Source organism: Ureibacillus aquaedulcis (genome assembly GCF_030418165.1).
GTDB classification, from domain to species: Bacteria; Bacillota; Bacilli; order Bacillales_A; family Planococcaceae; genus Ureibacillus; species Ureibacillus aquaedulcis.
In genome coordinates, this window is record NZ_JAUHTQ010000002.1 from 79,977 (window position 1) to 103,583 (window position 23,607).

Consider the following 23,607-nt stretch of genomic DNA (forward strand, 5'->3'; position numbering starts at 1 on the left):
CAAAAGTTTGGGAAGAATGGAAAGAAGACAGCAACAAAAATTAAACTTGCGGCTATGGAGTAAGTTTAAAGATAAGAAAGTGATCATGAAGATTTTAATAGGTATGTTAGGATTCGCTTTATGCAGCTTACTCATATTAAATATTTTAATTTGGACAAGTGATGTCAGTAAACTGGAAGAACCAACTCCTCAGCCAACGATTATATATGATCAGAATGGTAAGGTAGCTAGTAAGATTGAAGTATCGAATATCGAAGGAGTTAGCATAAAACAGATTCCGGAACATCTTATTCATGCTGTAATCGCTACAGAAGACCAGAGATTTTACAAGCACGAGGGAATTAATTATATCGGAATTGTTCGGGCCTTGGCACAAAACATGATGAGTGGAGAAATTGTGGCGGGAGGAAGCACAGTCACACAGCAGTTGGCAAAGAATGTATTCTTAACACAAGAACGTACGTATACAAGAAAGTTTAAAGAACTTATATTGACGAAAAAAATCGAGCAAACATACTCCAAAGATGAAATCATGGAACGGTACTTAAATCAGATTTATTTCGGCGAAGGAGCCTGGGGTATCCAGCGTGCTTCACAAACCTATTTTGGCAAGGATGTTGGCGAATTAACAATCGGTGAGTCTGCCATGCTTGCAGGGTTGATTAAAGCACCCTCCATCTTGTCCCCATTTAAAGATATGGAGAAATCTGTTGAACGAAGAAATCTTGTTTTATCCTTGATGGAGAAAGAGGGCTACATTATTCAAGAGGATGTGGCAAAGGCAAAAGAACAGACCATTGTCTTGGAGGGCAATAAGATTGATGAGTATGAAGGTAAATACCCTTATTATGTAGATCATATTATTGAGGAAGCTATAAAAAATTATGATCTTACAGAAAATGAGGTTCTTGCAGGTGGACTTCATATCTATACGGAGTTAAATCCAACCATACAAGATGCTGTTGAACAGGTGTACAGGAATGATGAAATGTTTCCGGAAGGGCAATCTGACCAGCTGATTCAAAGTGGGGCAATTTTCATTAATCCTTCTACGGGCGGAATCAACGCACTAGTTGGTGGAAGAGGGGAACATACATTCAGAGGATTCAATCGTGCTACACAACTGAAAAGACAACCTGCCTCTACCATGAAACCACTGGCAGTATATACTCCGGCTTTGGAACAAGGGTACGAAATCTATGATATGTTGCAAGATTCCCCGATTAATATTGACGGATATCAACCAATGAATTTCGATAATCAGTTTCGAGGAGAAGTTACGATGTATGAAGCTTTAATTCATTCATATAACGTCCCGGCAGTATGGTTATTGCAGAGAATGGGATTGGAATACGGCGCAAATGCAGTGGAGCGTTTTGGTATCAAATTAAATGAAGAGGATTATAATCCCGGTTTGGCACTTGGTGGAATGAATGAAGGTGTATCGCCTTTAGCGATGGCCCAAGCTTTTTCCACTTTCCCGAATAATGGCGTAATGGTAGAAGCACACTCTATTCAAAGAGTCGAAGATGCAGATGGCGAGGTCATCGCAAAATGGCAGAGTAATGCGACCAAAGTTACGGATCCCCTAGTTGCCCAGAAAATAACCTATATGCTCAAAGGGGTCGTTGAAGAAGGCTCAGGAATCAATGCTGGAGTAGAGGGATGGGAAATTGCAGGTAAAACGGGAACAACACAGCTTCCTTTTGCTAATACAGGAGGAGCAAAGGATCATTGGTTTATCGGATATACACCAGAAATAGTCGGGGCAGTTTGGATGGGGTACGATAAAACGAATGAAAATAACTATTTAATGGATTCTAGCAGCTCTACTGTGACCAAAGTGTTTAAAGAAATTTTGTCTCAGTCCATTACTGACTTTTCAAAGAAAGAATTTGATTTATCATTGCTAACCAAAAAGCTTGATGAATGGGAAAAAGAAAAGAAGGAAGAGGATAAGAAAAAGGAAGAAATTAAGAAGGAAGAAGATAAGAGGAAAGAAGAAAAAGAAATCGAAAAAGAAAAGAAGAAAGAAGAAAAGGAGAAGAAGAAAGAGGAGAAGAAAGAAAAAGGCAAGGAAAAGAAGGAAGAGAAGAAAGAAAAAGTTAAGAAAGATGAATAGAAAATGTATAGTGGAAGGATATCAAGTCATCTAGAGACACATTACGGCTTGTTACGGACCAATTGAGTGAAAGGATAAGATTCTTAGTTTTTTAAATCGTTCTTCCATCATTAATTGTTTATATAAAGCGGATTTAGAATGAGAATTTTAACTAAGTATCCAGCACCTTCGTTCAATTTATGATGATTGTGATTCTTTAACATTTGAAAAACGCTATCATTTATCCTCCGCGGTATTGTTTCTTACTAAATTATTTTCTGACTATAGCCAGAAAAAATTAGCACAACGAATCAGTTGCCTGGTATGTAGCATATTATTAGGCTTTTTTCCAAATATAAAAGAGGCTAAAGAGAAAATATACGTATCTATTAAAGCAGTCATTGATTATGTTCCTTTTGCTAAATTTTCTAAAAATTCCGTTGACATCCAATTTTGAAGCGTTTACAATTAAATTAGTTATTAGACATTAGAACATTCAGCAAGTTGCTGTATTTTACTTAGAAAAATGAAAAGAGATGTTAATATGGCATTAAGTAATGATCGTCGTATTGGTAAACACGCTATCTTACTTTTGCTTTCTGATGATTCAAATGAACATCTTGAAATCCTCAAGCAGTTGAATTGGAAGAGTTGTACAGGAAAAGTTGGATCGATGGATGCACATAAGGTAGTTGCCGCGATTGAAACAGCGGCCAAGAAAAATGGGGTAATAAACCCTGACCTTTATAGAGAATCACATGCATTATACCATGCCATTATTGAAGCGTTGAATGGGATAACGAGAGGTCAGGTGCAAATAGGATCTGTCCTGAGAACAGTCGGATTATCTTTTGCTGTTTTACGTGGAAATCCTTATGATAATGAGCGAGAAGGAGATTGGGTTGCTGTCTCCTTATACGGAACAATTGGTGCACCGGTCAAAGGGTCTGAGCACGAAACAATTGGTTTAGGAATTAATCACATATAATTTGCCCATAGTATTCAGTTAATAGGGGGCTATATCTAGAAATCATTTTTGGTGATTTCTTTGATATAGCCCCCTTTTCTATTGGCTTATTTCATCAAAGCAAATCGAAGGGAGAACAAAAGATGGTTACATTAAATGGTCAAACACTTACTTTTTCGGATGTAAGAAAAATATTATTTGAAGGAGAAAGAGTTGTTTATTCTGAAGATAGCATAAAAAAGGTCCAGGAAAGTCGAAAAGCGGTTGAAAGAATCGTTGCCGAAGAGAGGGTTGTTTACGGGATCACAACAGGGTTTGGAAAATTTAGTGATGTGCTTATAGGTAAAAAAGATGTTGAAGCACTCCAGCTCAATTTAATTCGTTCACATGCTTGCGGGATAGGCGACCCTTTCCCGGAGGTGGTAGCCCGTGCCATGATTCTCCTTCGAGCGAATGCACTATTAAAGGGGTTTTCCGGTGTGCGTCCTGTTGTCATTGAAAGATTGCTGGAGTTATTAAATGCCGGTATTCACCCGGTCATACCGCAGCAAGGATCACTGGGTGCAAGTGGTGATTTAGCTCCACTTTCCCATTTGGCCTTGGTGTTAATTGGCGAAGGGGAAGTTTTTTATAAAGGAGAAAGAATACCCGCAATACAGGCATTAAAAAAAGAAACGATTGTACCGATTACTTTAACGGCAAAAGAAGGGTTGGCACTTATTAACGGTACCCAGGCAATGACGGCAATGGGAGTTGTTGCCTACTTGGAAGCTGAAAAATTAGCTTACCAAACGGAGCTTATTTCTTCCATTACCATTGAGGGGTTACGAGGGATCATTGATGCATTTGACGAAGACATTCATCTGGCACGTGGCTACAGAGAGCAAGTAGAAGTGGCGGAGCGCATGCGAGGTTACCTGGCCGATAGTTCTCTAATAACAAAGCAGGGAGAACTTCGTGTTCAGGATGCATACTCAATCCGTTGTATTCCTCAAGTGCACGGCGCCACATGGCAGACATTGAACTATGTGAAAGAAAAACTGGAAATTGAAATGAATGCGGCAACCGATAATCCGTTGATATTTGATAATGGTGAGAAGGTTTTATCCGGAGGTAATTTCCACGGTCAACCGATTGCATTTGCCATGGATTTTTTAGCGATTGCCGTTGCAGAATTAGCCAACATTTCAGAACGCCGAATTGAACGACTCGTCAATCCACAATTAAATGATTTACCTCCGTTTTTAAGCCCTGAACCAGGGTTGCAATCAGGTGCGATGATTATGCAGTATGTAGCAGCATCACTTGTATCCGAAAACAAAACCTTGGCACACCCGGCAAGTGTTGATTCCATTCCTTCCTCAGCAAACCAGGAGGATCATGTGAGTATGGGGACGATTGGCTCAAGACATGCCTATCAAGTCATTACAAATACACGCCGTGTCTTGGCGATTGAAGCAATTTGCAGTATCCAGGCAGCTGAAATTCGGGGGAAAGATAAAATGGCTGCAGCCACTCGCGAATTTTTGGAGAATGCAAGGAAACTTGTTCCTTTTATTAATGCTGATCGTGTGTTTTCTAAGGATATCGAGGCAATGAATAACTGGTTAAAGGAAGGGACCTTTCAATTTGAAAATTGTGAAGCATTAATCTATCGATAAATTTATAGGCTAGAAGAATTGAAGAATATAGATGAAAAATCCTTAGTGTAAACACTAGGGAATTCAATAATCCAATTAGGAGGAAAAATTTATGAAAGCGACTTCAAACAACAAAATTGAGCGTTTGACTGGTACTAATCTGAATACGAAAGGCTGGCAACAAGAAGCAGTCCTTCGTATGTTGATGAATAACTTAGACCCGGATGTGGCAGAAAGACCGGAAGATTTAGTTGTCTACGGGGGCATTGGAAAAGCAGCTCGTAACTGGGAGTCTTTTGATGCAATTGTCCACTCACTTAAGGAACTAGAAAACGATGAAACATTACTTGTTCAATCAGGAAAGCCTGTAGCTATTTTCAGAACGCATACGGATGCTCCACGAGTTCTTCTGGCAAATTCCAACATTGTTCCAGCATATGCAAATTGGGAAACATTCCACGAACTCGATAAAAAAGGGTTGATGATGTATGGCCAAATGACGGCAGGCAGCTGGATCTATATCGGATCCCAGGGAATCGTCCAAGGAACGTATGAAACTTTTGCGGAGTTAGCGAAGCAGCATTTCAACAATACACTTAAAGGCACGATTACTGTTACCGCCGGGTTAGGGGGTATGGGTGGTGCACAGCCTCTTGCTGTAACAATGAATGGTGGCGTATGTATCGCCATTGAAGTAGATGAAACAAGAATCGACCGCCGAATTGAAACCCGCTATACAGATGTGAAAGTTTATAAGTTAGAGGAAGCAATCCGTTTGGCCGAAGAAGCGAAGAAAGAGGGCAAAGCCTTATCGATTGGCTTGTTAGGTAACGCATCGGTTATTCTTCCTGAAATGATTGCGAGAAACTTTATCCCTGATGTTTTAACAGATCAAACATCCGCACATGATCCGCTAAACGGTTATGTACCATCCGGGATGTCACTTGAAGAGGCAGCCGCTTTACGGAGCTCGAATGCGAAAAGGTATGTAAAGCTTTCGAAAGCATCGATGGCAACACATGTAAAAGCAATGCTTGAGATGATGGAAAAAGGAGCAATCACTTTTGATTATGGAAACAATATTCGTCAAGTGGCAAAAGATGAAGGGGTAGAGAACGCTTTCCTCTTCCCGGGATTTGTTCCAGCGTATATTCGTCCACAATTTTGTGAAGGAAAAGGACCTTTCCGTTGGGTGGCATTGTCAGGAGATCCTGAAGATATTTATAAAACAGACCAAGCAATTTTACGTGAATTTAGCGAGAATGAACATTTATGCAACTGGATTCGCATGGCACAAGACAAAATACAGTTCCAGGGGCTTCCTTCACGAATTTGTTGGTTAGGATACGGCGAACGTGCGCGTTTCGGGAAAATCATAAATGACATGGTCGCAAGCGGCGAGCTAAAAGCACCAATTGTCATCGGTCGTGACCACTTGGATTCCGGCTCTGTTGCTTCACCAAATCGAGAAACAGAAGCAATGAAAGACGGGTCGGATGCTGTTGCGGATTGGCCAATCTTAAATGCAATGGTAAACGCGGTAGGCGGCGCTACTTGGGTTTCCGTACATCACGGCGGTGGAGTGGGAATGGGATACTCATTACATGCGGGAGTAGTTATTGTTGCTGATGGTACAAAAGAAGCAGCTGCACGCATTGAGCGAGTATTGACGACAGATCCGGGTATGGGTGTCGTACGTCACGCGGATGCTGGCTATGAACTTGCAAAAAAAACTGCGCGCGAAAAAGGAATCAAGATGCCGATGCTTGAAAAAGGGGCTGATCAGTAATGATAAAACCGGTCTGGATTAAGCATGCAGCTCAACTGGCGACACTTGCTTCCGATGTAAAAGGACCACGCACCAAAGAAGCAATGTCTAATCTGGGATTAATCGAAGACGGCAGTTTGTGGATTGAGAATGGAATCATTCATGCTGTAGGGACTACGAAAGAGCTCGAAAATCGCTTTTCAGATAAACTTCATAAAGCAGAAATTGTCGATGCCACGAACCATTTAGTTACTCCAGGGCTGGTGGATCCCCATACACATGTTGTTTATGGAGGGAGCCGTGAACATGAGTTTGAAATGCGCCTAAAGGGTGCTACCTACATGGATATCATGAATGCTGGTGGAGGAATTCATGCAACAACAAAAATGACAAGAGAAGCAACGGAAGATGAGCTGATTGAACAAGCAACACGTCGTCTTGACTCCTTCCTTTCCCACGGTGTGACAACTATTGAAGGAAAAAGCGGTTACGGAATGAATCTTGAAACGGAACTGAAGCAATTGCGAGTAATGAAAAAGCTGCAGGAACAGCATATGATCGATATTGTTCCAACTTTTATGGGTGCCCATGCCGTACCGCCTGAATATAAAGGTCGTGAGGATGCATTCGTCCATCATTTGATAGATGACATGTTGCCTGTAGTAGCCGAGGAAAAACTGGCCGAATTCAATGATGTGTTTTGTGAAAAAGGTGTCTATACACCCCGGCAATCAGAGCGGATTTTAGAAGCAGGAAAACGTTTGGGATTAATTCCAAAGATTCATGCAGATGAAATTGAGCCCTATGGAGGAGCAGAGTTGGCTGCAAAAATAGGTGCCATTTCAGCTGAACATTTGTTAAAAGCATCGGAAGCAGGGATAAAGGCAATGGCGGAGTCTGGAACAATTGCTTGTCTACTCCCTGCAACAGCCTTGTATTTACGGGAGGAAGCAGCTGAAGGCAGGAAAATGATCGACCATGGTGTAGCTGTGGCAATTTCGACCGATTGTAATCCAGGATCTTCACCTACAACATCGATGCCGCTTATAATGAATCTGGCTTGTATTTCGATGCGCCTTACGCCGGCTGAAAGTTTAACAGCAGCAACTTATAATGCAGCTTGTGCAATCAATCGTCAGGAACAAGTAGGTTCACTGGAAGTTGGTAAACAAGCGGATATCGTATTGTGGAATACGAAAAGTTATCAGGAACTGCAATATTTATTCGGTGTCAATCATGTAAAATCTGTTTGGAAAAAAGGCATAAAGGTGGTGTAATATGAGTGAGCATTGGCTTCAAATACCTGAATGGTCGTGGAATCATCCAGAGGAAAATCAACCAACTTATGTTCATCAATGGGTTCAACAACTTAAGAAATTGAAAACTGCGCCCGAAATGATTCTATATGGCGCCCCTATTTCCAGGTCGTCAATCAGTGTGTCCGGGGCTTCCTTATACCCATCAGAGTTCCGCCGAGCATGGAAAGGTTTTGCGACATATAATCTGGATGAAAATGTTGATTTAGTCCAATTTAAAGTAGCAGATGCCGGAGATGTGGCAATGCATACGACAGATATTCTGTTATCACATCAACGGATTCAAGAAACTACAGCTTATTTAGCAAAACACTACCCAAAAACAATAACGTGTATGATCGGCGGTGACCATTCGACAACCGCGTGTGCGGTTCGAGGAATCAAAGAAGCTTATTTAAATGAAACAATTGGAATCTTGCAGCTTGATACTCATCTGGATGTAAGAGATCCGAAGGAATTGGGACCGGCAAACGGAACACCAATCAGGCAATTGATTGATGGGAAGATTGTCGAGGGTCAGCATGTCATCAATATTGGATTGCATGGCTACTTTAATGCAAGGCCATTGATTGATTATGCTAACGAACACAATATCGGAATGGTAACATTAAAGCAAGCGAGAAAAGAGGGGCTTATCAATACAATCAAGGGAGCACTCGAAAAGTTATCAGCGAAAGTTGACCGCATCTATGTAACCGTCGATATGGATGTACTGGATATCTCAGTCGCACCGGGTGTACCAGCCTCTACTCCAGGTGGCATGACTTCGATTGAATTGTTTGATAGTTTACTTGAAATCGGTAAGCACCCGGCTGTTAGACATGTTGATTTTGTTTGTCTAGATCCCAGCAAAGATTCGGCGGTTGCCGAAACGGTAAAAACCGGGGTATATGCATGGCTCCAATTTGTTACAGGGTGTATTTCACAGACCAAATGATCCAAGTTTACTGACGGGTTGTATTGTTTTATTGAAAAGCATTAAGGATACTATGGGCTAGTTAGAGCAGCTTTATAGTATCCTTTTTTAGTTTATTATTAAGAGAACATGAGGAATTTAAAATTTGCAGCGAGAAGTGATAGACTTCTCATTGACTATAGAGCCTGACTGTTGGGGAGTAATTGCCAGTATGTCGCGGACGGTTTAGACAAATATAAAAAAACATATCCCCTCTGAACTTCTACTAGTTGAAATATATGGTAAAATTGGGTAAGTCTAAATCAAAATGATTAATAACAAGACTAGGACTTTGTGAGGCTTAGCAATTTATCTCGAGCATTATTTTAAACAAAAAATAAAGGAGCGTGGATCAAATAATAATCTCTTCATCCCTCGTACTTATACTTTTTTTTATAATAGCTTTCATTCTTACCTTTAAACAGTCTTGGCCACTTAACTTAATGATATGGGGCATGTATTTAGCGGTAATTTTTACTCCTATATTCACTGTTGCTGGTTCATTTATTTATAGAGACATAACGCAGGATGGATTTGCAGGACTAGGATTTCTGCTTTTATTCGTGCCTCTAGAAATTATAGCAATACTTCTGTTTATTATTGGTTGTATAGGAAAGATAGCAGGAAATAATAAGAAGAAAAAGAATCAAAATGGCAGTCCTTTTAATGCAACATAATAAATTGAATTACTTAATTAAAATAGCAGGTCATTAATCCACGAAGGATTAGTGCTTTTTTGTAGTAATATTTTTTTCATTATAGAGCACTTAACTTTTAGGTAGATAGGTTGAAGAGGGTTGTAACTTTATTTTGAAAATAAACACTAATTCAAAAGGGGGGACTATTATGTATGCTTTGAGTCGAACGGGATTGGCTTTGGTAGTTTTACTCTCATTAATAGGATGCAGTATTGCAGAGGAGCATGAGCCATCCAAAAGTAAAAATACTGCAAGCTCGATGCCATACGAAGAAGAAAAGCCACCCAATATAAAGTTAACAATTGGTAAGGATGAGTTAAAAACTTACCGTGGTACCTACAATTGGACATTTTTTGACAAGCATAAGATGCAAGAAGTAACTATGTTGGCTGATTTTTTACCCCCAACCGAGATAGTAAATGTTGAAGAAGGTGTTAGTGTTAATCTAACCGAACCTGCAAAAATATTTTTTGAAACAGAACCAACTCGATATGAAATAAACGTCTGGGATAGTCATAATATGGTTGCTACATACAATACTTTTCAAGAGATAAAAGAAAAAGGGAAACATGTAGTTGAAATAGTAGGGATATGGGAAGATAGTACCGCTACGTATATAGTTGCATTGGATATTCAATAAAAAGATGATTGGAGGATTAGAGTTGAAAAACAATATAGAAATCTATGAAAAAACATATCAAAATTTCAAACCTTTTAAACATGTTATGGCACGTATCAATGAAATGCAGGAAAAATCAAGTTATGGTTCCGAGATTGCATCTAAGTGGCTTGAAATTCTAAATCGAACACTTATCAATCAAACTTATCCTGTAATTCATCCGATTGGTCAGGAGACATTTTCATTATATGCAGAGTTTCCGACTGGAGTATTTGAATATGCGTTAGATATTGATGGCGCTACCTCGCTAATAAAAGAAAAATGCATTAAACCGGAATTGTTTTCACCATCCAATATTATTGAGTCTGTTGATCAAGGCAACATAAACAAGGATCCACATTGCATAAAGCCCAATCATAAAAATCCAGTAATGGTTCTTCAAAGCAAGTATTTGACTGGAGACAGACCTTATTGTATCAATGGAAACCACCGAATATATGAAGCCTATCAAAACAATGATAAACAGATAGAAGTTTTTGTATTTAAAGATTTGGAATTCACTCAATTCTTTTATGATGTTTTAAGTAAAGCAATTTACTTTTTGGAGATAGATTACAAAAATGTGATAGTTGAACAACGATCTTCAACAATCGTGCCAGATTGTGGAATATCACATATAGTTTAGAAACTGACCTCTCTTCAGTAAATGATAAAGAAGCAAACCCTCTTACCTGAACTACGTGGTTTTACTCTTTTTCGTTCTGAAAAATATTCTTAGAAGATAGCCAATTACCACTCTTTTAATAGTAAAATAGTCATGGGGTTTTTTATTTTTTAAAATGTTAATTTTTTTAAAAATACCTATTAATAAATTTTAAAAGGTGACGATATTCATAGTGAACTCGGATAAATCCGAGAAAATTACAACGAACCTATTAGAAATCCGTTGTAAAAATTAAGGGAGGCGTTACTTTTGAAGAAAAACATGGCCATTTGGCTTGTATTTATACTCTTATTTTCTCTTCTTTCCGGCAATGTTTCAGCCGCGAATATTACAGGAAAAGAAAATGCAAAAAACGGCAATGACAAAGAGAGGGTCATTATTTTATTTAAGGAAAAGGTAGATAAAAATCTGGTTTCCAATGCAAAAGGCAAAGTGAACCGTGAGTATAAACACGTTCCAGCTTTAGCGATTACAGTGCCGGCAACAGCAATTAAAGGTTTGAGAAATAACCCAAATGTTGCAGCAGTGGAAAAAGATGAGGTTGTACAAGTTTCCGCTCAAACGCAGGACTGGGGAATTCAACGCATCAACGCACCAAAAACTTGGTCAAGTGGCGTGACGGGAAAAGGGATAAAAATCGCTGTAATTGATACAGGAATCTCCACTCATGATGATTTAGTCATTGCCGGTGGCGTAGCCTTTACCGATTATACTACTTCTTATCAAGACGATAACGGCCATGGTACACATGTAGCAGGAATTATCGGTGCGAAAAACAATAGTTTTGGAACAATAGGAGTTGCACCGGATGCAAATATCTATGCAGTAAAGGCATTGGATGCAGATGGCAGCGGCTATGTTTCAGATATAATTGCAGGGATTGACTGGTCCATAACGAATCAAATACATATCATCAACTTAAGTTTAGGTCTGTCAGTTGAATCATTAGCATTAAAAGATGTAGTGAATAAAGCATACAATTCAGGAGTATTAGTAGTTGCCGCTGCCGGGAATAGTGGTACGGCTGACGGAACCGGAGATACTGTCAATTATCCGGCCCGCTATGATTCTACTATTGCGGTTGCTGCAACCAATAATCTAGATGCGAGAGCTTACTTCTCATCAACAGGTACGGCGGTGGACGTGGCGGCACCTGGTGACCGAATTTTAAGTACTTACTTAGGAAACCAATATGTTTATATGAGCGGTACATCTATGGCTGCACCGTATGTAGCAGGCAATCTGGCGTTATTAAAACAAACATATCCTATGCTTTCTGCTTCGGACTTGCGCAAAAAATTAGAAAGCAGCGTTGTGGACTTGGGCTTAGTGGGGAAAGATACATACTTTGGGTTTGGTTTAATTCAAGCTCCAATTGTTATGTCAAACACTACAGCACCTGTTGCATTAACAACCAATACAACTGTATCTACCAATAAAACATCCTACCTGGGAGGAGAAAGAGTAACAATTACCACGAAAGTAGTGGATGCCAAAGGAGTGGCTCTATCCAATGCAAATGTCACACTTTCGATTACTTCCCCAACGGGCAGAATAACGACTCTAAAATCGCTGACTAATGCAAGTGGCGTACTTACATGCTATATGACGACGTCCTTATACACAGTAAAGGGTGTTTATAAAGTGAAGAGTGAAACAACGAAACTAAATTATACAAGCAGTTCGGCAACAACTTCATTCCAAGTTCGTTAAACTGGACAAAAAAACATGAACCATCATCACGGTTCATGTTTTTTTATTGGGTAAAAATCAGCTCTGCCTACTTGAGTCGAGTATTTTTTATTTAGTGATCTTTCCATAAGTTGCAGTGGAATAGCAATGAAAGCTTACTAGGTACTTTAGTTCAAGAAAAATTATGCCGTTAAAGGGGTAAGAACTTAATTCAGTTATTCCTTTAAAGGGTGCCATTCTATAGGAATAGGCGCATTTTTACATTCTAGGGCAATGTAGTGAAGTAACTCACGTCTATTTTCATTTTCGGTGTTTTTAATTATAGAAAAAATAATTTATTATGGAGGAAAATAAGCAAATAATAAATCACTTTAAGAAGTTTACTAATAGTTTTGATGTAAGTGTCTCTGTATCAAAAGTAGAAGAATATTGGAAGAACGAGAATATGTATAGGACATTATTAGAAGTTGATATATTATCTAAAGCTAAGTTGAAAATGATGCTGAATAGCATTGCAAGCAAATGGCAGGTACATCCCGATGAATATTTAGCTTCCAAAACAATGGATGATTGTAAAATTCATATACCAAATCTATATATGATAATCGTTAATTTAGCTGATTAATTACTTTACATTATCTTTATTTGACAAACGGGTGCGGGTGCTTTCCTTGATAAGGAAGGTGCTTTTTTCATTAAGGACTAGATTGTTGAGCATCATCATGTTAATGGTAGTAAAATTTGCGAGGAAATGTAGTTAAACTAATGGTATAGCCTAGTAGAATGAAAGGCGTCTTTCTTCATGCAAAGGGCAAAATGGAGGGGCCATTTTTTAAGAAAATCGTCCTTAACCAAAAAGCAAAACGAGTGGCTTTTCGAATATTGCAACCTGGCGTAGTTCGAGTATAATTGTGTTCTTAATAGTTAACGTCTTCAACAAAGGTGTGTGTTTATTTGAATTAAATTTCAAAATAGGAAAGGGTGAAATTTGTGGCTGAAATGACTAGTGAAGAATATTTGTATGCTTATTGTCAGTTGATCTTAAAAGGATATTCAAGAGAAGAAGCTAAAAAAATTATGGAAGCTATTAAAGAAAAAATGAAACCTGAATATATGAAATTTGAAGATATAATTCAAAAGCTAATTCCAGAATAGGGTGTAATTCTTTAGGAATTTTGCTTTTTTCAATAATAGGGCCATTCTCATGAATAACAATTCCCAATAAATCTGAAATTAATGTTAATATATAGAGATGTATTACTTTTGAAAGATAAAGTTATTATCCTTCTGGAAGTAAAAATACTAGAAAGAAGGTAAATTATCGATATGCTTTTTGCTATTTTAATTTTTGTTGGCCTTTTTGCTATATATGATTCAATAAGAAGATTGAATAATAATGTTCTTGAACAGACGGAAGAAATAAAAAAATTACGTGATGAATTAAATCAAAAACAGCAAAATTAGTAATAAACGGACGCTTTTCCTTATGTAAGATGGGTCTATTTTCATCTCAGGCAATATTATTAATTTTAATGTTAAATGAACACACAACATTCTTTGCAATGTTGAGGTAGAAAAGTTTGGAGCGAAATGGTGATGGAGATATATCTATTCTGTATTATTGGTTTAATTATTCTATTTCTCATTATTACATACGCCGTTCGATATGGAATTGATACTTCAAAGCAGGTCAAGTCTTTAAGGGCTGAACTTAAAGAAATAAAACGGCAAATTAAAGACTTAGAGAAAATAAGAGATAAATAAATAACATATTCAAATCGGGCGCAATTCTTAAAAAGGAATTGTGCTTTCTTTGTTTGAAGGTCGGTTTGTTAAACTGCATTTTTTAGCAAATATGGATATTGTGTTAGAATTAAATGCATTTGATAGAAATGCCCTTTAACTAATCTACAGTTTAGTAAAATGAAGGTACCAGGTGTTGTAGAATTTAAATTAAAACGCTTTAGAGAAAGTAGGGTATCGATGTGAAGAATTCCTTACTTAGTATACTAATTATATGGATTTACTTAGAATGTATTGTTAATTTGGGAGGCGTATGGCCTTGCTGTTTAAGAGCCGGCTATCCAAAGTATAAGCAATGGAAAACAAAATTAGTTATAAAACTACTTTAGAGGGATGTGAAATTTAATTGGATAGCATAATTTTTGATTTAGATGGAACTCTTTGGGATCCAATTGACACAGTACTCAGTGCATGGAACAGCGTTATAACAAACAATAACCAATTACAAAGTGAATTAACTAGGAAAGACTTTGAAGGTACAATGGGATTACAAATGAATGAAATAAGCAGAAAACTCTTTCCTGCTTTAAGTTATAAGGAGCGGCAACAACTTGTAAATGTTTGTTGCGAAGTAGAACAATCTTTCTTAGAAAAACATGGTGGAGTTCTCTATCCAAATGTAGAAAATGTCCTAAAAGAGCTTTCTCAAAATTATAAACTATACATTGTTAGCAACTGCCAAGATGGCTACATAGAAACTTTCTACAAGTATCATAAACTTGAAAAGTATTTTTTGGACTTTGAAAGTCATGGGAGAACCGTCCTGTCAAAAGCTGAAAATATTGAACTACTGATTCATAGAAACAACTTATTAAATCCAGTTTATATAGGTGACACAGAAGGTGATTTAAATGCGGCCAGATTTGCTAAAATTCCTTTTATATTTGCTAAATACGGATTTGGGCAAGTAAGTCAATTTGATCATCAAATTGAAAGTTTTGATGAACTTTTAAGTATTTTCCAGTGAAGTATTAACAATTGCCTGACAAACAATAAAATTAATACAATCCACAAGTCTATTTCGGAAACAGTTGAGAGAGTAGCTAAGATTGTTAGTGGATATAAAACCAAAGAATTTTATTATTGGGGAATTGAATTGAAAGTGCTAGGTGCATGAACATAGATAAGATTTCTGCAGCACACAACACAGATAGTTATAATAAAGAAGGTATTGATCCAAGAAAGATTAATGCCTTTTTTATTGAGCTTATTGTACGAACGGGGCAGATTAATGGAATAATTGAATTAAGCAGTAAAAAATTGCCAAATTCAATTTTAAGATCGAGGAATTCCGGTTTTTAGAATTAAAATTTCCTAACATTGTAATTCCGCATTTTCCTCAACTACATCAAGTTGTATGTATAAAATAACGTTTAAAAAAGTGCAAAATACCTCCTGATGCAACCCGTCCTAGGTTAGAACGGGTTAGCATTACTGAGATTTTAAAATTAAATAGCTATATTGTCACTTTATATTACTTCATCTTTTGGCTAGGTTGAGTCTTTCTCCAACCATAAAACTGCATGACGTCTTTTGATCATATAAATCATTTCAATGCCCACCTTTCATGTTTTTTAATTAACAAGATTAATATTGACGAATATGATTTTGTACTTTTCTTCTGCTCTCTTCTAAGATTTTTTTCGCATTTTCATTATGAAGTGCTTTCTCAAGAGAGATCTCACGTTTTGTAATAGTTATCGTGAGAAAAAAAATGTTTAAGGTCATTTATATCACCTCCTTAAAATACCCTGAAAAATGCAAAAAACCGTAGAGAGACTCCCCCTACGGTGAAAAAAGGCACAAAAATACCGCAGGGGCACACTTCTCCCTGCGGTATGGGTATGCTTAATTATAAAAAAAACCTAAGCGATCCATTCCGATCTGGTCGAATGTGTAATTTTCATTCTTGCTGAAGCTGTAAGTTCCGGTGACATCAATTTAACGATAACGATCATTTCATTCGACCTCCTTAAGAATTTTTTGTTTACTTTGTAAGTATAACCATCTTTAAGTTATTTGTAAACATTTTTTACCAATTATTCATGATTGTTCCAATGATCGGAAAAACTTTTTGCTGCTTTACATTGTTAGTTTTTTGAAAGAGCAAACAGAAGATATGAAGACGTAAAGCAAAACATTTAGTAATTAATAGTGAACTAGCGGGGGAATTAGTTCAATAAAATTCCAATAGGGCGCAAATTCTAGAGTATTAATTCGCTTTACTGAAGAAAGATAGTGTCATTCTTCATAAAAGGGGGTACGTTACTTAAAAAATAAGGCCGCTTTTTTTGAAATAAACTGTGTAGACTAGTTAAAAATAGTGAATAAAGATAAATATAAAGTTAACTCTATATAAAAGATGATTAAGGAGGAGACGGTTCATGAAGCCTTATGAAATAAATAACATGATTATTGATGATGAACTAGATGGCGAAGAATTCGTGACTGTTGATTTTACTTACCAAAATAAAGATTATAGCATTACTTTTCAAAAAGCAGACCTTGAAATAATTAATACATGGGTTTTTAAAGATGGTACGTCTCTTCCAGCTAATTTAACTGATAATATTATTGAATTAATAAGAGAAGATATTAAAAAGAGAATCTAGCCACATGTATTAGTTCAGATTATATTCTTATTGGAACAATAAAATCTTAATTTATCCATTCTCCACCATTGGGCAGGTTTTTTGAAGCAGAGGCCATTTTTAATGGTCTTTTTTATTTGTCTAATAAATAATATATTCGAATACTAAGACCTATCACCTTCGATAAACAAAAGCATTCAATAAATATTTACGACACTTCTAGAATAATTATCGTATAGGTAATCAAAGGGAGATGATGCGGGTGTTCATTTATAAAAAGGGGAAATAGATAGGAGCAATCTTAGCAGTAATTTGTGCTATAGGGATTGTCGGTGAAATTATGGTAGAACAGACAGGGGATGTAGCAGAGATAAAAACGGTCCCAACTGTGCAACCTGTGGAAGTGAATTATTACAATCTTAAAACTTGTTTATCTCCCATGTGGGGTAGCTGGTAGTTCTGGAGGCATCACTTTTGGCCTAAAGTTATTATTTCAAGAATCCTCGCTAATTCTTGTTTCTACCCTTGATAATCCCGTCTTAACACCACAATCGGGCGCTTTCCTAGAAATCAGGAAAGGTCTTTTTAGTTTAAGGTCGATATTATTGATGAAAGTAAACACATACTTAAATTCAATTGCGATTGTGAAGAATACACTTAAATTAACTTACAGTATAGTAAAAAAAGTAATGGGTTTTTATGGTAAACTATATAAGGTGGAGGGGGAGCTAATAACCATTACTGCACGCGTTATAGGGTTGCTAATTATTTTTTTGATCTATGTGATTTTGTCAGAGTTGTATTTAAAAAGAACTTTAAATATAAAGAAGTTAAAAAGAGTTTAATGAGTAAAGGAAGAAAAAAAGTATTTGTTTCATAGAAATCCTACTTATGATTATATTTGTTGTCTGTTCATTTTATGTAGTAGCTAATATTATGGTTATTTTTCCTATATTTTTATTCTTTGCATTATTATATTCCTTTCGAGGAATTGAGGAATGGCGTGAGAAGAAAAGTGAAAAAAGTTTCTTTCATGATTGGTTATTTTCGTTAATGTTCTTGGTTATGTTTTTGTTTATGTTAATTGGAGAATTTTAAAATAAAGATGTCTCTAGTTGAATGATAAACTAAACAATCAAGCGCGATGGTTTTAGATCAGCATTTTCCCCATTTTAAATCCCCATTTTTCAAAATGGGTTCTTAGATAGGTATTTAGTTCTATTCTAGTAAACTTTTTTAGATAGGAAGGTGTCAAAATGAATATTGCAGAGGAAATCACAATTTCTCCATTAAACGATGAATTAATTGGGGACATCAATCAAACAAATGATTATTTTAAAGTGTTTGGTAAGGTTCTCCCCAGTTTTCAATCAGGAAAATGGACTTTTGAAGAGGCACTATTTGAAGTTGATGAAACTAAAGAAATTCGTTTCCCAGATGATAAACTTGATTGGAGCCAATATATAAACCATGAAGATAAAGCTCTATTTCTAGCTTATAAGAATAATAATTGCATTGGGCAAATTAGAATAATTAAGGATTGGAATGGCTTCTGTTATATTGAAAATATCGCTGCAAAAAAGGAATTTAGAGGATATGGAATCGGGAAGTTGCTCTTAACTAAAGCGGAAGAGTGGGCAAAACAAAGAAAACTTATCGGTATGTCTCTAGAGACTCAAGATGATAATCTTGGAGCGTGCAGGTTTTATGTGAAACAAGGATTCATACTAGGTGGAGTTGACACAATGAAACAGTCATATAATCCAAATATAGAAACCACTTTGTATTGGTATAAGTTATTCAAGTAACGAAGGCTTTAGTTGAACTTAAATATTTAACAATTAGGCGCAATTCTTTGTAGAATTGTGCCTTTTTCCACAATGGGCCAGATAGTTGAAAAACATTATATGAAAGATTTTGAAAGCACGCTTTTGGAACCATATAATTACCATTTAAGTCTATATAAAAAAAGGAATTATTTTGGAGGCATTATTATGTGGCTAATAATAGGTCTTATTGCAATAGTAGCAACTTTTATAAATCTTTATATGTATTCAACGGGTAAAGATTACAAGTTTGCGATGGCAATGGGGTTATCATTTACAGCATTAACACTTTCTACAGAATACAGCCTTGTATCGGAGTGGGTAAAAAAGGAAGATTGGTCACTCTTGGGTGAAGTACCTAATTACGGAAGGGCATTATGGTTTTTGACAATTGTTTCTATCTTACTAAATATAGCACCTATATTTTTAGAACGAAAAGGTAAAAAATAATTACTTATTGTCACTTCATTTATATAATATGCAATTACTGTGTAGGTCTTTATGTAAAAATAACGAGGGCTTTACTTAAATAATGTTCTTACACTGTCGCGCCCTTTCACGGAGTAAGAATTGTAACGTTCAATTATTGGATTTCCGAGCGGATCGGTAATAAAAAAGGTGATTACAGACTTAGACCATCATTTTGTTATGATTTTATTTCTAAGTCACCTTTTTTAGTGATTTCAACTTTTGATAATATAGGTTACTGTGATGTTTCACCAACAGGGGATATGCTTGGGTAGTGAAAAAATAAAGGGGGATTTCATTTGAAATATATTCTCATATTTATATCACTGATGGTTTTAGCTTTTATTTGTTTTAGCGTTCTAGGCTATATTTCGGGGGCTCAATCTAGTGATGAGGTTCTATTAGGTATTAGCGTTTTAGCTATCCAAAACACTGCGATCATCACCCTTTTAATATATCTAGTTTCCAAGCAAAATAAAAAGAGAGCTTAAAATTACCTTTATTTATAACTATGATCAGTTCAATTATATATGGATAATATAATACTTTTTTGGAGGATTAAGATGGAACACACATCGCCAGCTGACATTTTTGTTCTATTCACTATTTTACCTATTATTTTATATTTAGTTCTTGTTGTTTTGGCTTTTTATTTTGTAATTAAAGTAGTTAAGTTCATGAATGAAAAAACAAGATTAGACAGGGATAGAAACGATAGACTTACTGAAATTATTAAAATTCTCAATCAAGTTAAAAGCATTAAATAATATTAATTTTGTTCAACAGTCGGGTGCTTTCCTTGAATAAGAAGAGTGACTTTATTTATGATAAGGGTCATTAAATGAATAATGCACATAAATTAACTGAGCTTTCTAGTGAGTTAAGTTGAGCAAATACTAGATTACCTATAATATTCAATGCTCTAGATTATAAAAGTCTAGAGCTATTTTATTGGTAAATATTTCAGAGAAAAAGCAAATCAATGTGTTATAATATTTTATAATTTGTTTATATTACTCAGATTAATGTAACAAACTGACGCGATTTTATATCAATGATCATTGCTCCATTTCATTAGAGGACCATTTGCTGCGAAATACAGACTTGTATACATTTCATAAAGTGAACTGTCTCAATTGAGGTTTTTTTTAGATTCAATCCTATACTTAATAGGTAATCGTGAAAAAAGGAGTGTCTAAAAAACAAGGATGGATGAAATAATTACAGTATCTGTGATTGCATGATATACAGTTTTATCTATCAATTTTCTTATGGGAAATTATCAGAAGGAGGGATTAGAAGACTAACTAGTCTAAGTAAAGGGTACAATAAAACAAATTATTTTCTATTAGGAGTTAAGAAATGCGTTTTTCAAACAAGTGGCTTTTCATCATCTTACTAGCCGTGATTTTTCTTATAAGGATCCCCCATATCGAGAATTCACCTTATGAAGTAGGAGAATCTTGGAGGCAAGCTGATACAGAATCAATGGCAAGGAATTTTGTTGAGGAGCGTTTCAATATCTTTTTTCCACAGTTGAATTATGATGGGCCATCACCCAATTATGCACAACTAGAATTTCAGGTTACTACATTTTTAATCGCTATACTGTATAAGTTATTTGGATATCATTATGAACTTGCAAGATTGATACCCATTTTATTCTTTACCTTTTCAGCTTGTTATTTATACTTAATAACGAAAAAATACAATTCTACTGAAGTTGCCCTGCTTACCACTTTGTTGTATGGGGTATTTCCTTTGAACTGGTTTTTTTCTAGGGCGATAATGCCTGAATCAGCGGTACTGTTCTTCTCACTGGGAGCGCTCTATTATTTTATATCTTGGATTGAGCAGGGGAAAGCAAAAACACTAATCATGGCAACGGTAATGACCGCATTGGCGATTCTGTTAAAAATTCCAGCAATATTTATAGGGATTCCAATGTTATGGATGAGCATTGTGAAGTATAAGAGTAAAATATTTCTAAACTGGCAGCTATGGCTGTTTGCTATTTTTGCACTAGGTTTACCATTTGTTTATTTTAAATGGCTGGAAACGGTTGCCGAATTCAAATTTGTTACAGGAATCAGCTCCAAGCATATCATACCTGAGTTTGTTACTGCTGTGTTTACAAAAGAATCCCTGCAGTTCTTCTCTACTCATTTGCCGCAGTCATTTACATGGATAGGTCTAATTTTGGCGGTCATTGGCATGTTCATGTTGAAATGGAAGTCTGAATACCCGATTGTTGTTTGGGTGCTTGCCATTGTATTAGAAGTTATAACAATCGTAGCCGTAATTCAGTTTAATTATTATCTCATTTTAATTGGACCTGTCCTTGCAATTCTTGCTGGGAAAGCTCTGGGAAGCATTTGGAAGTGGAGATTTGGAAGTATTTTTGTGATAGGGGTATTGGCTATTATAATTTTTAATAGTTATTCTACTATACAACCAAAAGTTATTGAAAAAGATAATCTCTTGAAACAAGCAGAATATGTAAAAAAATATACTTCCAAGGAAGACTTGATTGTCATCGGAACCTTTTCACCGGAACTTATAAATGCAAGTGAAAGAAAGGGGTGGAGGGCGAATATAAATTATTATGATTATATCCCTCAGGAACCTAAAGAAGAAATAGAGTACTTTATTTCACATGGTGCCAAATATTTTGTTCCGATTAAAGGATATATTTATGGAGATGGGGATAATGCCTATCGAAAATATCTTGATGATCATTTCATAAAAGTACAAGTAGCTGAAGATCCTGCTTACTCATTTTACCTGTTAAAAGAAAAATGATAGTAAGACAAAAACAAAAAACGTCATTTTCCTAGTAAGGAAAATGACGTTTTTTAGGTAGGGAGAAATGAATTACTTATTCAGGACAATTACCCCTAAAATAATCAGTGAAACACCAATGACTTTCATTAGAGTAAATTGTTCATTAAAGAGAAAATAAGAAATAACAATCACATTAATATAGCCCAAGCTAACCATTGGATATGCATAGCTAAGGTCGGATTTTGTAAGTACTTTAATCCAAAGCAAAAAACTCGAACCAAATAGTACAAGGCCAATGATAATTTCAGGTATTTTTACTATGCGAAAGATATCGTAAAAAAGTGAATTCCATGCTAAAGAAAGCGTCCCTAATTTATTGGCACCTATTTTTAGTATGACTTGTCCCAAAGAACCTAGTAAAACGGAGAGCAGGATTGTAATTAGATTATTCATAATTCCCGCCTCTTTCATCTGAAAGTGGGGGTTGCTTGACTTTCGGCAATAATTTGAAATAACCCAAAATAGTTTTTCCGATTTTCATTTTACTTGCTGTTTCTTTCAGTTGATATTCTAATACCAGTGGATATTCCCCTGCTTTAACCCCAATTTTACTAAAGCGTGCTAAGATTTCAACCATGCATTCAAATCCATTTGATGTAATTAATTTATCTTGGTAACGGTCAAATGCTTTCCTGACATATCCTAGTTGATATGCTCGATATCCACAAGAATAATCCGATACATTCGGAATAGGATAAAAAAGCTTGAAAAATAGTTTTGCTCCGCGACTATAGAACTTCCTTGATAATGAGAGACCTAATTCTTTGCCTCCTTGGGTAAAACGGGAGGCTATTACGAGATCAAGATGTTCGCTTTCGAGCTTGGAAACAAGAGATGGTATGATATTCGGGTTGTGGGTATTGTCGGCATCTAATGTAATTAGAACATCCGTGTCATCAAAATTATCCAAGCAATATTGAAATAATGTCTTCATTCCTTCCCCAAGACCTTTGTTAGCAGGATGATTTATGTAAGAAAGAAAAGGGTAGTTACTCGCATATTTTTCAAGCACTACGCCTGTTTGGTCAGTGCTTCCATCATTCACAACCACTACATGGAATTTTCCTTCGAATGAATTATTCAGTACCACTAATTTATCCAATAGTTTTGGAAGGGCTGCTTCCTCATTATAAGCAGGAAGGCCAACAATTATTTTATTCATATTTAACATCCTTAGAAACATAAAGTAATTTATTTATGCATTATTTACCCTAAAGATCCTTCTTTAACCATTACCTACAACTTTAAAGTAGGACCTTTCTGGATTTTGTTTTAAATTGTCATTTATCAATTCTTGCTATTTGTCACCAAAATCTAGAGTTATTCTCAAAATATTATTATACAATAGATTGTTAAAATATTAAATCTAAAATTTACTTATTTATGGTTAGGCAAACCGAAGAACATTAATAATTAATGTTTTCGCTTTTCAATAAGTGTTACCATACATAACCGTTGATATTCGCTGTAAATCAACGAAGGGGTGTTGAGACGTTAACAGTTCATTTTTTTATTTTTTGAAATCAATGATTTCTATTTTGGTTTACAAAAACAATTTATTTTTTGCGTCCTTGCATTTCTGATTGGAAGTTACA

The 23,607-nt window shown here is 35.9% G+C and carries 22 protein-coding genes; 19 read left to right on the forward strand and 3 right to left on the reverse strand.

Annotated features, from left to right (window positions below):
• The first annotated feature begins 16 nt into the window (after nt 1-16).
• The 13 genes from QYB95_RS03035 to QYB95_RS03095 all read left to right on the forward strand — a co-directional run bounded on the left by QYB95_RS03035 (nt 17) and on the right by QYB95_RS03095 (nt 15,250).
• Nucleotides 17-2,122 (forward strand): transglycosylase domain-containing protein, encoded by a 2,106-nt coding sequence (locus QYB95_RS03035; protein ID WP_301137050.1) that lies wholly within the window; start codon nt 17-19, stop codon nt 2,120-2,122.
• Nucleotides 2,123-2,645: 523 nt separating this feature from the next.
• Nucleotides 2,646-3,089, forward strand: coding sequence for a histidine utilization transcription antiterminator HutP (hutP, locus tag QYB95_RS03040; protein WP_301136614.1), 444 nt, complete (start codon nt 2,646-2,648; stop codon nt 3,087-3,089).
• 122 nt (nt 3,090-3,211) lie between these two features.
• Nucleotides 3,212-4,729, forward strand: a complete 1,518-nt coding sequence (hutH, locus tag QYB95_RS03045) for a histidine ammonia-lyase (RefSeq protein WP_301136615.1) — start codon at nt 3,212-3,214, stop codon at nt 4,727-4,729.
• A gap of 91 nt (nt 4,730-4,820) precedes the next feature.
• Nucleotides 4,821-6,497: a urocanate hydratase gene (hutU, locus tag QYB95_RS03050; protein WP_301136616.1), complete on the forward strand. Its 1,677-nt coding sequence runs from the start codon at nt 4,821-4,823 to the stop codon at nt 6,495-6,497.
• On the forward strand, nt 6,497-7,753 hold the full coding sequence (gene hutI, locus QYB95_RS03055) for an imidazolonepropionase (RefSeq protein WP_301136617.1): 1,257 nt from the start codon (nt 6,497-6,499) through the stop codon (nt 7,751-7,753). Before hutU ends, hutI begins: the two co-directional genes overlap by 1 nt.
• Before the next feature lies 1 nt (nt 7,754).
• A complete protein-coding gene (locus QYB95_RS03060; RefSeq protein WP_301136619.1) occupies nt 7,755-8,729 on the forward strand; it encodes an agmatinase family protein in 975 nt (324 codons plus the stop codon).
• Between the two features lie 864 nt (nt 8,730-9,593).
• A complete protein-coding gene (locus tag QYB95_RS03065) occupies nt 9,594-10,085 on the forward strand; it encodes a hypothetical protein (RefSeq protein WP_301136620.1) in 492 nt (163 codons plus the stop codon).
• Nucleotides 10,086-10,107: 22 nt separating this feature from the next.
• Nucleotides 10,108-10,749 carry a hypothetical protein gene (locus QYB95_RS03070; protein ID WP_301136621.1) on the forward strand — a complete coding sequence of 214 codons (642 nt, stop codon included), beginning with the start codon at nt 10,108-10,110 and terminating at the stop codon, nt 10,747-10,749.
• Between the two features lie 288 nt (nt 10,750-11,037).
• Nucleotides 11,038-12,501, forward strand: coding sequence for a S8 family peptidase (locus tag QYB95_RS03075; RefSeq protein WP_301136622.1), 1,464 nt, complete (start codon nt 11,038-11,040; stop codon nt 12,499-12,501).
• A gap of 424 nt (nt 12,502-12,925) precedes the next feature.
• Complete coding sequence (locus QYB95_RS03080; RefSeq protein ID WP_301136623.1) at nt 12,926-13,105, forward strand: hypothetical protein; 180 nt, start codon at nt 12,926-12,928, stop codon at nt 13,103-13,105.
• A 365-nt stretch (nt 13,106-13,470) separates the two neighbouring features.
• Entirely contained in the window at nt 13,471-13,635 is a 165-nt protein-coding gene (locus QYB95_RS03085) for a hypothetical protein (protein ID WP_301136624.1), read from the forward strand.
• Nucleotides 13,636-13,806: 171 nt separating this feature from the next.
• Nucleotides 13,807-13,944, forward strand: a complete 138-nt coding sequence (locus tag QYB95_RS03090) for a hypothetical protein (RefSeq protein WP_301136625.1) — start codon at nt 13,807-13,809, stop codon at nt 13,942-13,944.
• A gap of 685 nt (nt 13,945-14,629) precedes the next feature.
• Nucleotides 14,630-15,250, forward strand: coding sequence for an HAD family hydrolase (locus QYB95_RS03095; RefSeq protein WP_301136626.1), 621 nt, complete (start codon nt 14,630-14,632; stop codon nt 15,248-15,250).
• Nucleotides 15,251-15,870: 620 nt separating this feature from the next.
• Here QYB95_RS03095 and QYB95_RS03100 read toward each other — a convergent pair.
• A complete protein-coding gene (locus tag QYB95_RS03100; protein WP_301136627.1) occupies nt 15,871-16,011 on the reverse strand; it encodes a YrzI family small protein in 141 nt (46 codons plus the stop codon).
• Nucleotides 16,012-16,667: 656 nt separating this feature from the next.
• On the opposite strand from QYB95_RS03100, the gene QYB95_RS03105 reads away from it, so the two are divergent.
• The 6 genes from QYB95_RS03105 to QYB95_RS03130 all read left to right on the forward strand — a co-directional run bounded on the left by QYB95_RS03105 (nt 16,668) and on the right by QYB95_RS03130 (nt 21,970).
• A complete protein-coding gene (locus QYB95_RS03105) occupies nt 16,668-16,895 on the forward strand; it encodes a hypothetical protein (protein ID WP_301136629.1) in 228 nt (75 codons plus the stop codon).
• Nucleotides 16,896-17,756: 861 nt separating this feature from the next.
• Nucleotides 17,757-17,972, forward strand: a complete 216-nt coding sequence (locus QYB95_RS19285) for a DUF4181 domain-containing protein (RefSeq protein ID WP_425609175.1) — start codon at nt 17,757-17,759, stop codon at nt 17,970-17,972.
• A 158-nt stretch (nt 17,973-18,130) separates the two neighbouring features.
• Nucleotides 18,131-18,682 (forward strand): GNAT family N-acetyltransferase, encoded by a 552-nt coding sequence (locus tag QYB95_RS03110; RefSeq protein ID WP_301136630.1) that lies wholly within the window; start codon nt 18,131-18,133, stop codon nt 18,680-18,682.
• Between the two features lie 186 nt (nt 18,683-18,868).
• Nucleotides 18,869-19,150: a hypothetical protein gene (locus QYB95_RS03115; RefSeq protein WP_301136631.1), complete on the forward strand. Its 282-nt coding sequence runs from the start codon at nt 18,869-18,871 to the stop codon at nt 19,148-19,150.
• Nucleotides 19,151-19,731: 581 nt separating this feature from the next.
• Nucleotides 19,732-19,935 carry a hypothetical protein gene (locus QYB95_RS03125; RefSeq protein WP_301136632.1) on the forward strand — a complete coding sequence of 68 codons (204 nt, stop codon included), beginning with the start codon at nt 19,732-19,734 and terminating at the stop codon, nt 19,933-19,935.
• A 595-nt stretch (nt 19,936-20,530) separates the two neighbouring features.
• Nucleotides 20,531-21,970 carry an ArnT family glycosyltransferase gene (locus QYB95_RS03130; protein ID WP_301136633.1) on the forward strand — a complete coding sequence of 480 codons (1,440 nt, stop codon included), beginning with the start codon at nt 20,531-20,533 and terminating at the stop codon, nt 21,968-21,970.
• Between the two features lie 72 nt (nt 21,971-22,042).
• Here the strand turns inward: QYB95_RS03130 and QYB95_RS03135 are convergent, their stop codons facing one another.
• Together QYB95_RS03135 and QYB95_RS03140 are read right to left on the reverse strand one after the other, a co-directional pair.
• Nucleotides 22,043-22,405: an SMR family transporter gene (locus QYB95_RS03135; protein ID WP_301136634.1), complete on the reverse strand. Its 363-nt coding sequence runs from the start codon at nt 22,403-22,405 to the stop codon at nt 22,043-22,045.
• Nucleotides 22,398-23,174, reverse strand: a complete 777-nt coding sequence (locus QYB95_RS03140) for a glycosyltransferase family 2 protein (protein ID WP_301136635.1) — start codon at nt 23,172-23,174, stop codon at nt 22,398-22,400. The genes QYB95_RS03135 and QYB95_RS03140 overlap by 8 nt, the downstream gene beginning before the upstream one ends.
• Nucleotides 23,175-23,607 lie beyond the last annotated feature (433 nt).

Bases quoted from the DNA above. Each gene is read 5' to 3' on its own strand.
- hutI (WP_301136617.1), top strand. From the start codon at position 6,497: ATGATAAAACCGGTCTGGATTAAGCATGCAGCTCAACTGGCGACACTT.
- QYB95_RS03105 (WP_301136629.1), top strand. From the start codon at position 16,668: ATGAAGCCTTATGAAATAAATAACATGATTATTGATGATGAACTAGAT.
- QYB95_RS03100 (WP_301136627.1), bottom strand. From the start codon at position 16,011: ATGACCTTAAACATTTTTTTTCTCACGATAACTATTACAAAACGTGAG.
- QYB95_RS03110 (WP_301136630.1), top strand. From the start codon at position 18,131: ATGAATATTGCAGAGGAAATCACAATTTCTCCATTAAACGATGAATTA.
- QYB95_RS03065 (WP_301136620.1), top strand. From the start codon at position 9,594: ATGTATGCTTTGAGTCGAACGGGATTGGCTTTGGTAGTTTTACTCTCA.
- QYB95_RS03035 (WP_301137050.1), top strand. From the start codon at position 17: ATGGAAAGAAGACAGCAACAAAAATTAAACTTGCGGCTATGGAGTAAG.
- QYB95_RS03140 (WP_301136635.1), bottom strand. From the start codon at position 23,174: ATGAATAAAATAATTGTTGGCCTTCCTGCTTATAATGAGGAAGCAGCC.
- QYB95_RS03135 (WP_301136634.1), bottom strand. From the start codon at position 22,405: ATGAATAATCTAATTACAATCCTGCTCTCCGTTTTACTAGGTTCTTTG.
- QYB95_RS03130 (WP_301136633.1), top strand. From the start codon at position 20,531: ATGCGTTTTTCAAACAAGTGGCTTTTCATCATCTTACTAGCCGTGATT.
- QYB95_RS03080 (WP_301136623.1), top strand. From the start codon at position 12,926: ATGTATAGGACATTATTAGAAGTTGATATATTATCTAAAGCTAAGTTG.
- QYB95_RS03125 (WP_301136632.1), top strand. From the start codon at position 19,732: ATGGAACACACATCGCCAGCTGACATTTTTGTTCTATTCACTATTTTA.
- QYB95_RS03090 (WP_301136625.1), top strand. From the start codon at position 13,807: ATGCTTTTTGCTATTTTAATTTTTGTTGGCCTTTTTGCTATATATGAT.
- hutH (WP_301136615.1), top strand. From the start codon at position 3,212: ATGGTTACATTAAATGGTCAAACACTTACTTTTTCGGATGTAAGAAAA.
- hutU (WP_301136616.1), top strand. From the start codon at position 4,821: ATGAAAGCGACTTCAAACAACAAAATTGAGCGTTTGACTGGTACTAAT.
- hutP (WP_301136614.1), top strand. From the start codon at position 2,646: ATGGCATTAAGTAATGATCGTCGTATTGGTAAACACGCTATCTTACTT.
- QYB95_RS03060 (WP_301136619.1), top strand. From the start codon at position 7,755: ATGAGTGAGCATTGGCTTCAAATACCTGAATGGTCGTGGAATCATCCA.
- QYB95_RS03115 (WP_301136631.1), top strand. From the start codon at position 18,869: ATGTGGCTAATAATAGGTCTTATTGCAATAGTAGCAACTTTTATAAAT.